This is a genomic window from Maribacter sp. PR66, assembly GCF_028464205.1.
In the GTDB taxonomy this organism is placed as follows: domain Bacteria; phylum Bacteroidota; class Bacteroidia; order Flavobacteriales; family Flavobacteriaceae; genus Maribacter; species Maribacter flavus.
Genome location: NZ_JAQPCH010000006.1, coordinates 104521 through 118950, shown reverse-complemented (window position 1 = coordinate 118950; position 14430 = coordinate 104521). Strand labels below are relative to the sequence as shown.

Sequence of the window (14430 nt, the reverse complement as noted above, 5' to 3'; positions counted from 1 at the left end):
CCGTTAAGGTCGCCTACTATTTTTTGGAATGGTATTAGTTTAAGGACAAATCCAATTCATATAGGGTATCATCGATCATTTTGTCCTTGAACGGACCGTACATTTTGGAACTGGAGAATATCTCAATCGGGTTTTCTACCGTAAAGTCCCTTTTACCCGTAGCTCCTGTAATTTCTTGGATAGCCCGAGCCAGCAGTGGTTCGTTGAGGTCCCCCAAAATGCCTAAATTGCCGTAATCCTCTTTTAGTTGGATATCTGGTACTAATCCATCCGTATAATCAAAGAATCCATCCGCATTTTCATTTCTCCCTAAAAGTGGTTGTATGGCCCATTGATTATCAGGATTTATTTTATTTACCCTGGAGGGTGTATAGAGGTAGGAATTTTCACGGTCGTCCACAAGCGTTGTGGAGAATTCATTTTTCCCACGGGTGACATCTCCAATGATTACGACATCAATGTAAGGTTCCAGACTATTGATGAGCAATTCACTGGCAGAAGCAGAACTCGCCGAAGTTAGCACGTACAATTTGTTAAGTCCCAATGGTTCTATGGTTTTGCTACCCAACCTATCCGTAAAATAGACCTCTAGCTGACTTTCAGATAATTGGTCCTGGATTTTATTATTGTAGCGCTTTCGCAGGAATAGATTGTCCGTATTGGTATCATAGATCATACTGGCCAGTATTCTAGTGGTATTAACGGACCCGCCTGGATTGTAGCGTAGGTCAACAATCAATTCCGTAATACCTAGATTCTTGAGTCCCAAAACTGCATCATAGAGGTCATCATCGTACTCGTTTGTAAATTGGTTGTACATGAGATACCCTATGGTAATGCCGTTTACTTCAAAGGATTTTGAAATGAAAACCGGATTTTCCGCCAAAGCTTCCTCCTTGGTAAGGGAAACTTCCCTTTCATTCTGTATGACATCCCCGTTCGAAAAATCGGCCATGTTCAGTACATACGTGTTATTGGCACCAAAAAGTAAATTTTGGAAATTATTGATGGTCAAGGTGGTACCATTGACACCGGTAAACAGATCGCCACGTTCAATATCCTTGGTAGCCGCATCGGAATTTGGTATTATATATCGAACATAACCAAAAACCTCTTCACTATTGACTTTTCTTACCAGTCCAAATTCAAGCCCATTGCTTCTGGAAATCCCGGCCAAGGAATTGGTCAGTTCCCTATAATCAGAATTATAAAAGCTGAACCTGTCCTCTATATAAAGCAATTTACTATCGAAAAAGGCCCCGGGCTCCTCCACGGATTGTAAAAACTCCGTATAACTTTCAGAATCTTGAAAACGGTTATCCGCCAAATCTGGGACATCGGCTTGCCAGAAGTACCAGAAATTCATGGCTTTCCACATAAAGTTCTGGACGGGAACATTGGAAGATGGCAGCGGATCTACTGTTTTTGGAACGGATAATTCATCGTCCTTGGAACAGGAAAAAACGGCTAGGACAAAAACTAGGGGCAAAAGACTTTTGATACTCATACTAGGTAGAACTCGGTATAGCTTATTTTATTTCCTTCAAGATGTTTTTAGAACCAACGTTCAAACCATTGAGGATTAAGGCCATATTGCGTTCATCATACAGTTTGGAACTGGAAACTAGATTTACAGGCATGTTTACTTCAAAACTTCTTTTGGCACTAATGCCCGTAATTTCTTGAATGGCCCTTGCCAACAAAGGTTCGTTGACGTCCCCTAAAGTACCCAAGTTGGTGACATCCTCTTCCAATTCAATATCCGGGACCAATCCATCCGCATAATCCGAAAAACCGGCACTATTTTCTACTCTGCTAACTATGGGCTGTAATCCCCATTGATTTTCCGGGTTGATTTGGTCCTCACGTTCAGAATCATAAAAGTTTCCATTTTCTGGATCATCCACAAAAGTTATGGAGCCTTGGTTTTTACCAACAGTGGTAGTACCTATGTGTATTACGTTCATGTAAGGTTCCAAACCTACCATGACCAATTCACTTGCCGAAGCGGATGCATCCGTCGCCAATATGTATACGGTGTTCAAGTTCAACGTATTCAAGGCAGCATTCGAATTTCCATTGGCAGTTCCCGTAGTAGCGACAAAATTATTATCCAGTTCTCCAGGCTCAAATAAGGCTTGGACTTTATCATTGTACCTTGTCCTAAAAATCAAGTCGCTTGTATTGGTGCCATAGATAAGACTTGCCAGGATTTGTGCCGTTGTTCCCCTACCGCCGGAATTATACCTCAAATCCAAAACAAGATCCGTTACATTTTGACCTTTAAAATCGGCAAAAACATTGTTCAAAGCTTCTCCGGAGCCTGGCGTGAAGGAATTATACATTAAATAGCCAATTCTCTTATCCCCAATATTGAGAACTGAGTTTACTAAAATTGGGTCTTCCACCAAACCCTCTTGTTTGGTTAATGTTACCTCCTTACCGTTTGGACTGATGGTATTGTTTTCGATAGTTGCCATATTAAGCGTATAGGTATCGTTTTCTCCAAACAATAAATCGATATAGTTGTTTACAGTAAGTTCGGTTCCATTAACGCCAATAAAGAAATCGCCCCTTTTGATGTCCTTTGTAGAAGCATCGGAATCTTTGATGACATATTCCACAAATCCAAAGACATCATCGGAACTACCAATTCTGGAAAGTCCGAATTCAAGACCGTTACTTTTGGAAATTCCAGAAAGAAAATTCGTTAGTTCCTTATAATCATCACTGTAAAAGGTAAAGCGATCCTCGGAAAAAAGAAGCTCATTCAATAAGAAGTTTTCGGGATTGGGATGTGACCTTAAATAAGATTCGTATTCAACTTGGGTGGAAAATCGGTTATCCGCTAATACGGGAACATCGGCTTGCCAAAAATAATAGGCATTCAATGTCTGCCACATGAAATTCTGTACCTGTATATCGATTTCCTCTTCAACTACTTCCTCTTCAACTATTTCTTCCTGTTCTTCTTCAATGACCGGAGCGTCGTCATTTTTTTTACAGGATTCTGTAAGTATCCCAACAAACAATAAAAACAAAATGTATTTTTTCATAGCAATTTTATTATAACGCAGCAATTTCCATACCAATTGCGGAGTTAATGTTCCTTTAGCATTTTTTATAGTTACGTAAAATCCATAGATATAGATGTTAAATTTACTTACACAAGCCCGAATAAAAAATTAATTGTAACAAAAATCGTTGATTGTCGTCTTCCCTATAGAATGCCTTAACAAGGTATTTTGAGCAACAAAACCTAAAATGAAACAAGCTGAGTTTTTAAATGTGGTTATGCCCTTTAAGGATAAGTTATACCGTTTGGCAAAGCGACTATTGGTATCCAGTGAGGAAGCCGAAGATGCCACACAGGAGATTTTGCTGAAATTATGGACCAAGAAGAAGTCGATTGAATCCTATAATAACGTAGAGGCATTCGCCATGACCATGACCAAGAATTTTTGTTTGGACCGATTGAAATCAAAACAGGCTAGCAATTTGAAACTGGTACATAGCAATTACGGGGATGAGGGAAGCACTTCCCTTCAAAAACAGGTAGAGGCGAGGGATAGTCTAAGTTGGGTTGAAAAGATAATGGATGAATTGCCGGAACAACAAAAGATGGTACTTCAATTGAGGGATGTGGAACAATACGAATATGAGGAAATAGAGGAGCTTTTGGGAATGAAACCGACCGCAGTTCGTGTCGCACTTTCAAGGGCCAGAAAAACAGTTAGGGAAAGATTAATACAAAAACATAGTTATGGAATTGGATAAAGTGGAAAAATTGGTGGAAAAGTATTTTGATGCTACCACTACCGTTGCCGAGGAGGAAAGCCTAAGGGACTATTTTTCAAGGGAAGACATACCTGCACATTTAGAGCAATATGCACCAATGTTCCAATATTTTGCGGTTGCCAAGGAAGAGCGTTACACAAAAAAATTGGCATTGACCAAAACGCCCAAAGGAAGTTTCCGAACTTTGTATAAATGGGTATCCGTGGCTGCGGTGGCTGTTTTTACCATAGGGGTATATTTTTATAATTCAACGCCCAAGCCTGTAACCTTGGCAGAAGAGTTTACACCAGAGGAAATAGCCTCTGCACAGGAAGCCCTGGCCTTATTGGCGATAAATTTTAACAAGGGAACGGAGCAACTGTACCACTTGGAGGAATTTCAAAAGAATACGAATAAATTCTTAACGAAAGAGTAGTAACGATACGGATAAATTTTTAAACCAATTAGCTTAAGTTTTAACAAATAAAATGATTAAACAAAAAAATATGAAATGAGCCATAACAATTCTTTATACCCACTGAGATAGTTATTGGCGAATTGCATATGACCTATTAAAAACAATAAAAATAAACAGATGAAAAAGCTATTATTTATAGGAATCTTGGTCTTGGCGCCTTTTTTTACCACTGCCCAGGATATTTTTGACAAGTACGAGGACAATGACAAGGTCACCTTTGTGGCCATGCAGCCAAAAATGTTCCAGATGCTTGGGAAAATGAGTGTAAACTCAGATGATCCAGAAGCCAAGGAATTTTTTGAACTTGTTAACTCCATTACCAGTTTTAAGGTAATCACCACGGACGATGCTGCTATTTCCAAGGATGTGGATAGCTGGGTAGCAAATAGATTGAAGAGTTCAACTTTTGAAGAGCTTATGCGTGTACGGGACGGTGACAGCAATGTAAAGTTCTATGTAAAGGAAGGAAAGGACGATGACCATGTAAAGGAATTGTTGATGTTCGTGACCGGTATAAAGGATATGGATATAGACATCAACGGGAAAAAATTGGAAACGGTTTTGCTTTCCTTGACAGGGGATATCAATCTCAGGTCGGTTTCAAAACTTACCGATAAAATGGATCTGCCAGGTGGAGACCAATTGGGCAAGGCCAGCAAAAAAAGTAATTAATATCAAATAAATATCATCAATCATTAATCATTAATCTCCCGATTGCCATCGGGACAAAAAACAACAGTCATGAGAAAATTAGCAGTAGTAGTATTAGTAGCCATTTTACCGTCATTGGGTTTTTCACAGTCCATTTTTGACAAATACGAGGATATGGACCATGTAGGTTCGGTCATCGTAAACAAAGGCATGATCGATTTGGTTTCCAAAATTGGGGCATTGGATGACGACGAAGAAGCAAAGGAGTTTGTTGAGGTCGCTAAAGGGCTTCAGGGAGTAAAGGTCTTTATGACCGAGGACGAAGGCGTTTCATTGGATATGTCCAAAACCGTGAAGCAATATCTAAAAAGCTCCAAACTAGAGGAATTGATGCGCGTAAAGGATAAGGACGTTAACGTTAAGTTCTATGTAAAAAATGGTAAGAACGAAAACCACGTAACGGAATTGCTTATGTTCGTTTCTGGAATGGAAAATGTGGAGATTGGACATAATGGACGAAAGCTGGAAACGGTTTTGGTAAGTCTTACGGGAGATATCGACCTGAATAAAATTGGTTCACTTACCAATAAAATGGACCTTCCCAAGGATTTGAACAAGGCGGGTGGCAGAAGATAAATCCGGTATTTTAAAAACTAGTAGAAGGTGGACTATTTAGTTCACCTTTTCCCAGTTTCATAAAATTGAATTTAATAATTAAAATCGATAGGTTTGAAACGAATAAGAAACATTACGGTGATAGTACTGGCAATCGTTATTAGCGCTTGCTCCTCGACCCAGAGCTTACAGGAATATTACATTGACAATACAGAGAATCCAAATTTTCTTCATTTGGATGTACCCACCAGCATACTTAAGCTGGATGAGGCCGATTTAACGGAATCCCAAAAGACGGCTTTGACCTCACTTAAAAAATTAAATATACTGGCCTTCAAGAAGACCGATGCGAATACGCCACAATACGAAGTTGAAAAAAAACAGGTAAAGGCCATTCTCTCAAACAACATTTACACGGAGTTGATGAAGATGAATACGGACTTTGGAAGAGCTACCGTAAGGTATCTGGGCGAGGACGATGCCATTGATGAGGTAATCATCTATGGAGACAATGATGAAAAAGGTTTTGCCCTAATCAGGGTTTTGGGAAATGATATGAATCCGGCGCATTTTGTACAGCTTTTACAAGCAGTACAGAAGTCGGATTACAAAGGTGAAGGCCTTGGTGCTCTGGGCGATTTCCTTAAAGGATAAATCAAACATTTTTAAAGGATAAAGACCCGTCTAGCCAAGGCTTTAACGGGTCTTTCTGTTTTTAACTAGTTGCTCTTCAAAACATTAATTGTGACCTTCTGCTTATATTGGGGTCATAATGAAAAAGGAATATTAACCACTAAACCAAAAACTAGTATGGAAAATTTATCTATGGAAGCTATCATGGGTTATGTAGAGACCTATGGAGTTCCCCTTCTTAAAGCCATTTTAATCTACATTGTCGGTGCTTGGGTAATCAAAAAAATAATAAAGGCCGTGCGAAAAATGTTCGCAAAGGGTACGTATGATGAGTCCCTGCAAAAATTCCTCGTGAACCTAATTTCGTGGGCACTCAAGATTTTCTTGATAATTACCGTGATATCTACTTTGGGGGTGGAAACTACCAGCTTGGCCGCGGTAATTGCTGCTGCAGGTTTGGCGGTGGGTCTTGCCTTACAGGGGTCGTTGTCCAATTTTGCTGGCGGTGTACTTATCATGATTTTTAAACCCTATAAGATTGGGGATTTGATAGAAGCGCAGGGAGTTTTGGGTTCCGTAAAGGAAATTGAAATTTTTACCACCAAACTCATAACCCCACAAAATAAACTGGCAATCGTGCCTAATGGGGCCTTGGCCAATGGAAATATCATCAACTATACCGCCGAGGGTACGATGCGTGTAGATACCGTTGTTGGGGTCGATTATGGATCAAACATTAAAAAGACAAAAGAAGTCTTGTTAGAGATGCTCAAAGCAAACCCAAAGGTTTTAGAGGATCCCGCGCCTAGTGTAAACGTTGAGGAATTGGCGGATAGTTCCGTAAATTTGGCCGTTAGGCCCTATTGCAAACCAGAAGATTACTGGGATGTTTATTTTGCGACCATTGAAGGGACCAAGGAAGCCCTGGATAAGGCTGGAATCGAAATACCGTATCCGCACGAAGTGCAGATCAATAAATAACAAAAAATGGGCCGATACGATCGGCCCATTTTTAAATCCCCGTATAATTACTTGGGGTAATCCGTTTTAGTTCGTTCCTTATTTCTTCCGAAACATCCAAAGTATCAATGAATGATGCAATTGAAGCCTGATTGATTTTTTCATTGGTTCTGGTAAGTCCCTTAAGTGCCTCGTACGGATTGGGGTAGCCTTCCCTTCTTAAGATGGTCTGTATTGCTTCCGCTACCACCGGCCAATTATTTTCAAGGTCCTGCTCGAATTTTTCCTTGTTCAGCAATAATTTGTTCAGGCCTTTTAAGGTGGAAAGAAATGCAATGATGGTATGGGCAAAGGGCACACCTACATTCCTTAAAACTGTACTATCGGTTAAATCGCGTTGCAAACGGGATACAGGTAACTTTGCCGATAAATGTTCAAAAAGTGCATTGGCAATGCCCAGATTTCCTTCAGAATTCTCAAAATCGATCGGGTTTACTTTATGGGGCATTGCGGAAGAACCTACTTCCCCGGCCTTTATTTTTTGTTTGAAATAATCCATGGAAACATAGGTCCAAAAATCGCGGTCCAAATCCAAGATTATGGTATTGATCCTCTTTAAGGAATCGAACAGGGCCGCCATATGGTCGTAATGCTCTATTTGCGTGGTTGGGAACGAATGATGAAGCCCTAATTTTTCCTGGACGAACTGTTGCCCAAATGTCTTCCAATCGATTTTTGGGTACGCGACCTTGTGCGCATTGTAATTTCCGGTAGCACCACCAAATTTAGCGGCACTGGGTATATCGTTCAAGAGGTTGAACTGTTCCTTCAATCGTACGGCAAAGACCTTTATTTCCTTTCCCAATCGGGTAGGGGACGCAGGTTGACCGTGTGTTCTCGCCAACATGGGGACATCTGACCATTCCTGTGATAATTCTTCCAACTTGTTAAGTACATTGAGATATTCCGGTACGTATACATCGTTTATGGCCTCTTTTATTGAAAGAGGAATAGCGGTATTGTTGATATCCTGCGAGGTGAGTCCGAAGTGGATAAACTCCTTGTAGTTTGATAGTCCAAGTTTATCGAAGACGTTCTTTATAAAATATTCAACGGCCTTAACGTCATGATTGGTCGTTTTTTCAATCTCTTTGATTTCCAGCGCATCCTTAGCATCAAAATTTTTATAAATATCCCGTAAGACAGAATACTTCGCGGTGTCAAAATCCGATAACTGGGGCAACGGCAGCTCGCAAAGCGCGATAAAATAATCTATTTCCACCCTCACCCTATATTTGATCAGTGCCTCTTCGGAAAAATAAGGGGCCAGATTTTCAACTTTTTTTCGGTATCGGCCATCAATAGGGGAGATGGCATTCAGCACGTTCAGAGCCATAGTATGTGATTCTTAAATGAAAATTGCAAAGATACCGAATAGTACAGGAGTTTAAAACTGTTCTTTAATCTAAAATTGGGCCTTTTTAGTTCCCTCAAAAGTATGTCTGTCTGGTAATTTATGTAAGTTTCTTTAGTACCATCCGTGCCCTTGCCTGATAGGCGGCGCTTCCATTGGCATAATTTTGCTCTAAAACCGATTTCAATTCGGGATGTATCCACTTGTATTTGGAGCCCAATAAAAAAAGGCTAGTCATGGAATAGGCCTTGGCGGCCACTTTATGTTCCCCAATGAGCCAATCAAAACAGGCGGTGCTGATTTTTTCAAGGTGTACTTCTGTTATTTTTTGTAGGATGTAAATATCCTTCCCTGAAAAATAACGCTCCATCAATAACTCACAGACCTTGGCAATAGGACGTACGGTGGAATCCTGTTCCACTGTTCCGATAACTTCCGTAAATGTATCTAGATAAGGAACGATAGCGTTCAGTTTTTTACGCGCTATTACTTCCATGATCCAAGCAGCCTTGGAAGATAAAGGGTCTTTTGTTAGTTTTATGATATCCAATAAGGGCGCTATTAGTGTTGTGTCCGCCAAAACACGTTGTGCCATTTCGGTTCGTTTATCCCTGGAATGGTCCACATAGTTTAGGGACTGGTAAAGCTCTTGTTGGTTCATGGTTTTAAAAAAACAGAATAAAAGCATACATACAATCAAATTCCTCTAATGAAGTTATGGTGGCTAACTAAATACTTCCCAACAAAAAAAAGTTTAAAATTTAAAAACGGATGAACTAAATTTAAACACATGAAATTAATAAGAAAAATATTGATCGGATTATTGGTGGTTTTTATAGCCATTCAATTCTATAGACCGGAAAAAAACCTTTCTAAGGAAAACGATACCGCCATGTTCCTACGAGAAACAAACCCTCCCGAAGAGGTTAGGGACATCCTTCAAAATTCCTGTTTTGATTGTCATAGCAATAATACAGTGTATCCGTGGTACAATAATATCGCTCCTGTTTCTTTTTGGTTGGCAGATCATATTGAGGAAGGAAAATCCGAATTGAATTTCTCCGAATGGGAAACATATTCGGACAAAAAAAAGGATCATAAATTAGAAGAACTTTACGAGGAAACGGAGCGTAGGTCCATGCCCTTAAAGGAATATACTTGGACCCATAAAGAGGCCAAACTTACGGAAGCCCAAATAGAGGCCGTTGTTAAGTGGGCAAAAGATACTAGGTCGCTCTATCAATTAGGGAATCGACCAAAGTAGGGACGCCTTCCACGGCTGTTTTGGGAATTACATTGAGATGTTTCTGCCCATTTTCTTGAATGGAAGGCTTTGGGTCTATAAAATAAATAGGCGTATCCTCGCTGATAAAATGTATAAGACTGGCCGCCGGATATACCTGCATAGAGGTTCCAATAATAATTAAAATATCGGCCTTTTGGGTGATGTCGATAGCGAAATCCAACATAGGAACCGACTCCCCAAACCAAACAATATGGGGTCTTAGTTGATATCCATTTTTACAAAGGTCCCCTACCAATATGTCTTCTTTTCGGGTCACAATATCCAATTCGTTCCTCACACTTCTGGCTTTTAAAAGTTCTCCGTGTAAATGCAGCACCTTGGAACTTCCTGCCCTTTCATGAAGGTCGTCCACATTTTGGGTTACTATGTGGACTTGATAATGTACTTCCAATTTGACCAAGGCTTTATGGGCTTCATTGGGTTCAACGGTCAACAACTGTCTTCTCCGCTGATTATAAAATTCCAAGACCAGTTCAGGGTTCCTGTCGAATGCTTGCGGAGTTGCCACTTCCATCACATCATGTCCTTCCCATAATCCGTCCGCATCCCTAAAAGTCTTTAATCCGCTTTCGGCACTTATTCCGGCACCCGTTAAGACAACAATGTTCTTCATACCTTCAGTTTAATTCAAAAATATAGATTTTATTATCTTGGTTTTATGGGAGACAAAGAACTTTTACACTATTTAGAGGGTTTTATTTCCGTAGAACGAAAGCAGCGTTTTTTATCGATTCTTAAAAACCGAACCAATTTTATTTCGGTGGCCATTGAGGATGTTTATCAGATGCACAATACGAGTGCCGTAATTAGGAGCTGTGAGTCCTTCGGGGTGCAAAAAGCACATTTGATAGAAGGTAGGTTTGGTAAAAGGCTTGACAAGAAAATTGCCATGGGGGCGCAACAATGGGTGGATATCCATCGATATACTTCCGTTACAGAGGCTATTTCCGTTTTAAGGGAACAGGGATATAAAATCGTTGCAACGAGTCCGCATGCGGATAGTTCCTTGTTGACCGACTTCAAACTGGAGGCACCCATCGCATTATTCTTTGGTACTGAAAAGGAAGGACTAAGCCAAGAGGTGATGGAAAAGGCCGATATGTTCTTGAAAGTCCCCATGGTTGGTTTTACCGAAAGCCTCAATATTTCGGTTTCTGCCGCAATTATTTTGCAGGATTTAACCGCAAAACTTAGACAGAGCGATTTGCCTTGGCAATTGACCGATGCCGAAATACTGGAAAAAAGACTGGACTGGACCAAAAAATCCATTAGAAGTATCGAGGACATTCTGAACAGATTTTACCGAACCAAGTAGTTTTTTGTTTAACTTGGAAGGATAACCAACTAATTGATAAACAAATGACTATAGTAGTATATATCCTGGCGGCCATAATCGTTTTAATTATTTTTCTCGCCGCAATTGCACCAAAAACCTATGATGTTTCAAGAAGTGTTGAAATAAATGGCACAAAAGAGAGAATTTGGCCTTATTTAAAATTTTTGGAAAAACAGCGTGAATGGTCCCCATGGGCACGGAAGGACCCTAATATGGATACCAAACTTACAGGCGTTGATGGAGAAGTAGGCGCTGTAAGTTATTGGAACGGTAACAAGGACGTTGGGGAAGGGGAACAGGAAATCACCCAAATTATAGAAGGGGAAAGGGCAGAAGGGGAGCTTCGTTTTCTCAAGCCCATGAAATCACAATCCGACTGTTATCTTATCCTTGAAGAACAATCACCCGGTAAAAGTAAAGTTACCTGGGGATTTAAGGGAAAAAGTGCCTTTCCATTTAGTATCCTAATGCTGTTCATGAGTATGGACAAAATGGTAGGAAAGGACTTTGAAGAGGGACTTAGGACCTTAAAGTCAAAATTGGAACAATAAAATAAAATGGGGTATATTGCCCTATTTATTGGCACCAACAAAGGCTATAATACCCCGAGGCTTGCCAGCCTGAATGCTTGTCGGGCAGGCCTCAAAATTAAAAGTTCGTTTATATAGAATGCCTAGTGGGCTTGCACCGAGGTAGCTTATTTGACCAATTCAAGTAGTGCTATATCATAGTCGTTATCCAAAACAACTTTGCCATCTTCTACGGTAACCTCGGTTTGGGAATAGGTATCGAACAGTTTTGTACCGTCGCCAAAGAAACCTTTTACCCAGATCGACTTTTTACCATCCGGTAAATCCAAGGCAACCACTACCTTGTCCTTAATATCACCGTTCATATAGGTCCTTCCAAAGGTATAGGGCGAATGGGATAATCTACGGTGTCTTCCGGCACCAATAGCTAAATGGTTTCTTCTGAACGACCCCAATTTTCTCCAATGCTCAAGAATATCCTTTGTATTTGGAAGGGAGTCCAGTTCTTCCCAATTCATAAAAGAGCGTAGGGTGGCATCCCCCTGTGTACTATCGATGACCAAATTCCTGGCGGATTCGTCCCCATAATAAATTTGGGAAGCGCCCGGAGTAAGCAGCAAGACATTGGCCGCTCTTTTTGGCTCTTTTCGTTCTTTGTCGAAGGGACTTCCATCATCGTGCGAGGTCAGATAGTTCATCACACTTTTTCCTTTTAACTTGGTCCGCAATAGTCGGCTATATTTGGAAAATATGGAGTCATACTCCATAGAGGCATCGTTTTTCAGTTCAAAATTGATAAGGCTTGTAAAACCATTATCAAAATAATCCACTTTTTTATCGCCGAAGTCATATTCCCTGCCACCGGAAATACCGTATCCATAGACTTCCCCTACCATATAGAAAGGCGTATCGTCCAAAACGTCTTCCGGGTGTTTTCGCTTCCACGTTTCAAAGGCATAGGATGCCTCTTTATATAACTCTGCCCAAGCATTTTCGTTCACATGTTTGACCGTATCTACCCTAAAACCATCAATACCCAGTTCATGGATATAATCCGTTAACCACTTTATGATATAGAAGCGAGGGGCCCTTGGATATCCCGTTCTCTCAAAAAACAATTGAAGTTCGTCCAGCTCCGTACTTAATCTCCCTTCGATCTTCCACTTGGCCAAGAGTTGGTCCGGTAATTCAACGGAAGCATCGGAAAGGGTTTTTACATCGGGTAAATTGTTCACCAAGGTACAATTCGTTGTGTTTTCATAATTGGTGAATTCACAGGTGGGTTCCGTGATGACCCACTCCTCTGGCCAAACCGGATCTTCTTCCGTAACGGGACCCGTGTGGTTTAGCACAACATCCATCAAGATACGTATGCCGTGGTCGTGCGCCGTTTTTACCAGATGGGCCAATTCCTGTTTCGTTCCAAAATTCGGGTCCAAGGCCGTCCAATCCTTGGCCCAATATCCATGGTATCCATAGGTGTTTCCAGTGCCCTCATCCGTATCGCCATGAATCTGCTCAACGACCGGTGTAAACCAAATGGCGTTTACACCTAGTTCGTCAAAGTATCCTTCCTCTATTTTTGCAGTAATCCCTTGAATATCACCTCCCATAAAACCTCTTAGCTTTCCGGTGGCATTATCCCGCTCAAAATTCACGTCATTATCCGGATTTGCATTGTTGAATCTATCTATCAATAGGAAGTAGACGTTTGCTCCCTCCCAGGCAAATGGAATATTTTTTTTGGATATACTATCTTTTGATATAGTTGTATCTTGGGCAGTTTCTGTTTTTTTAGGCTTACAGGAGAGACTTAATACCAGCGAAAAAAACAGTATAATACTGGAATATTTCATGTGCATTTTGAGTTTGGTTAAAGCTATAAAATGCAGATGGAAGGCTAAAATTTATTTTTTCCTATTTAGGACCTTGTATTCTTCATAGCAGCTACTAATGGCATCCAGGATTTGAAGATCATTGGCCGTAGTGATAAAGGATTGGGAGTAGTTACAGTTATTAAGGATGTCCTGAATATCCATTTTGTCCAGTTGTAAAAGCTCCGTCAATGTTTCCCGGTCAAACTTAGAGGCCAACAAATCCCGTATTTTGTCATCCTCTTTCATTTGCCTGAGCTTCCGCATCTGGTTGGGTCTTTTACCAAAAAGATTTCGCAATAAATCGGCGGGATTTAAAATGGCCCCCAAAACCTTGGTGACGGCACTCGGGTTTTTGTTTCCACCTTCGTAGCCCACGGAAAGTCCGGATATACTATACTGATATGCGTTGTTTATCGGCAGGTTCTTGACATCTATTTCCAAATACCCGGTAAGTTGGTACGGCCGTACAATGACCTCTTCCAAGGCATAGGCCAATTCCGTTAGGGCAATTTCCGTATTCCCAAACCTGAACATGTCATTGGTGACCCTGATTTTTTGGGACTTAAATCCCAAATAGGTGAAATACAAGGTATCATTGACGGCTGCGGTAATGGAAAACTCCCCCTGTTCGTTGGTAATGGTACCCACGACTTGGTTCAGGTTGACAACATGCACGCTTTCCATGGGTTCATCGGTCTGGGCATTTTTAACAATGGCCTTTACGGTATTTGTTTCAGCGTCCTCTTGGGCAAGTCCAAATAGGCTAAAAAAACAACATACTCCTAGAAAAAAAATGCGCATAAACCTGTTTCCTCAAACTTTAAAGGTACAAACAAAATAAAAAAATACGCCT

16 protein-coding genes are annotated in these 14430 nt (G+C 40.7%); 9 read left to right on the top strand and 7 right to left on the bottom strand.

Annotation, left to right across the window (positions count from 1 at the left end; genetic code table 11):
- Nucleotides 1-34: 34 nt before the first annotated feature.
- Together PP181_RS12060 and PP181_RS12055 are read right to left on the bottom strand one after the other, a co-directional pair.
- Nucleotides 35-1507: a S41 family peptidase gene (locus PP181_RS12060; protein WP_272637304.1), complete on the bottom strand. Its 1473-nt coding sequence runs from the start codon at nucleotides 1505-1507 to the stop codon at nucleotides 35-37.
- 22 nt (nucleotides 1508-1529) lie between these two features.
- Nucleotides 1530-3056, bottom strand: a complete 1527-nt coding sequence (locus tag PP181_RS12055; protein ID WP_272637303.1) for a S41 family peptidase — start codon at nucleotides 3054-3056, stop codon at nucleotides 1530-1532.
- Between the two features lie 208 nt (nucleotides 3057-3264).
- Here PP181_RS12055 and PP181_RS12050 point away from each other — a divergent pair, with 208 nt between their 5' ends.
- From PP181_RS12050 to PP181_RS12025, 6 genes are all read left to right on the top strand, one after another.
- Nucleotides 3265-3777 (top strand): RNA polymerase sigma factor, encoded by a 513-nt coding sequence (locus PP181_RS12050; RefSeq protein WP_138258948.1) that lies wholly within the window; start codon nucleotides 3265-3267, stop codon nucleotides 3775-3777.
- The gene (locus PP181_RS12045; protein ID WP_138258947.1) at nucleotides 3764-4213 is read left to right on the top strand and encodes a hypothetical protein; all 450 of its coding nucleotides are present in this window, start codon (nucleotides 3764-3766) and stop codon (nucleotides 4211-4213) included. The genes PP181_RS12050 and PP181_RS12045 overlap by 14 nt, the downstream gene beginning before the upstream one ends.
- 159 nt (nucleotides 4214-4372) lie before the next feature.
- Complete coding sequence (locus PP181_RS12040; RefSeq protein WP_138258946.1) at nucleotides 4373-4927, top strand: DUF4252 domain-containing protein; 555 nt, start codon at nucleotides 4373-4375, stop codon at nucleotides 4925-4927.
- A gap of 69 nt (nucleotides 4928-4996) precedes the next feature.
- The gene (locus PP181_RS12035; RefSeq protein ID WP_138258945.1) at nucleotides 4997-5542 is read left to right on the top strand and encodes a DUF4252 domain-containing protein; all 546 of its coding nucleotides are present in this window, start codon (nucleotides 4997-4999) and stop codon (nucleotides 5540-5542) included.
- A gap of 93 nt (nucleotides 5543-5635) precedes the next feature.
- On the top strand, nucleotides 5636-6175 hold the full coding sequence (locus PP181_RS12030; RefSeq protein WP_272637302.1) for a DUF4252 domain-containing protein: 540 nt from the start codon (nucleotides 5636-5638) through the stop codon (nucleotides 6173-6175).
- A 156-nt stretch (nucleotides 6176-6331) separates the two neighbouring features.
- Entirely contained in the window at nucleotides 6332-7135 is an 804-nt protein-coding gene (locus PP181_RS12025) for a mechanosensitive ion channel family protein (RefSeq protein ID WP_272637301.1), read from the top strand.
- A 31-nt stretch (nucleotides 7136-7166) separates the two neighbouring features.
- Here PP181_RS12025 and purB read toward each other — a convergent pair whose 3' ends face one another.
- Together purB and PP181_RS12015 are read right to left on the bottom strand one after the other, a co-directional pair.
- Complete coding sequence (gene purB, locus PP181_RS12020; protein WP_272637300.1) at nucleotides 7167-8510, bottom strand: adenylosuccinate lyase; 1344 nt, start codon at nucleotides 8508-8510, stop codon at nucleotides 7167-7169.
- 118 nt (nucleotides 8511-8628) lie between these two features.
- Nucleotides 8629-9189 (bottom strand): adenylosuccinate lyase, encoded by a 561-nt coding sequence (locus tag PP181_RS12015; RefSeq protein WP_272637299.1) that lies wholly within the window; start codon nucleotides 9187-9189, stop codon nucleotides 8629-8631.
- 129 nt (nucleotides 9190-9318) lie between these two features.
- Between PP181_RS12015 and PP181_RS12010 the strand changes: the two genes are divergently transcribed.
- Nucleotides 9319-9792 (top strand): heme-binding domain-containing protein, encoded by a 474-nt coding sequence (locus PP181_RS12010; RefSeq protein ID WP_154918950.1) that lies wholly within the window; start codon nucleotides 9319-9321, stop codon nucleotides 9790-9792.
- On the opposite strand, the gene PP181_RS12005 is transcribed toward PP181_RS12010, so the two are convergent.
- Nucleotides 9755-10447 (bottom strand): SIR2 family NAD-dependent protein deacylase, encoded by a 693-nt coding sequence (locus tag PP181_RS12005; protein WP_272637298.1) that lies wholly within the window; start codon nucleotides 10445-10447, stop codon nucleotides 9755-9757. The genes PP181_RS12010 and PP181_RS12005 overlap by 38 nt on opposite strands.
- Before the next feature lie 45 nt (nucleotides 10448-10492).
- Here PP181_RS12005 and PP181_RS12000 point away from each other — a divergent pair, with 45 nt between their 5' ends.
- On the top strand, nucleotides 10493-11149 hold the full coding sequence (locus PP181_RS12000; RefSeq protein WP_272637297.1) for a TrmH family RNA methyltransferase: 657 nt from the start codon (nucleotides 10493-10495) through the stop codon (nucleotides 11147-11149).
- Nucleotides 11150-11193: 44 nt separating this feature from the next.
- A complete protein-coding gene (locus tag PP181_RS11995; RefSeq protein ID WP_272637296.1) occupies nucleotides 11194-11721 on the top strand; it encodes an SRPBCC family protein in 528 nt (175 codons plus the stop codon).
- Between the two features lie 146 nt (nucleotides 11722-11867).
- Here the strand turns inward: PP181_RS11995 and PP181_RS11990 are convergent, their stop codons facing one another.
- A complete protein-coding gene (locus PP181_RS11990; RefSeq protein ID WP_272637295.1) occupies nucleotides 11868-13556 on the bottom strand; it encodes an alpha-amylase family glycosyl hydrolase in 1689 nt (562 codons plus the stop codon).
- A 51-nt stretch (nucleotides 13557-13607) separates the two neighbouring features.
- A complete protein-coding gene (locus tag PP181_RS11985) occupies nucleotides 13608-14378 on the bottom strand; it encodes a carboxypeptidase-like regulatory domain-containing protein (RefSeq protein WP_138258936.1) in 771 nt (256 codons plus the stop codon).
- Nucleotides 14379-14430: the final 52 nt, after the last annotated feature.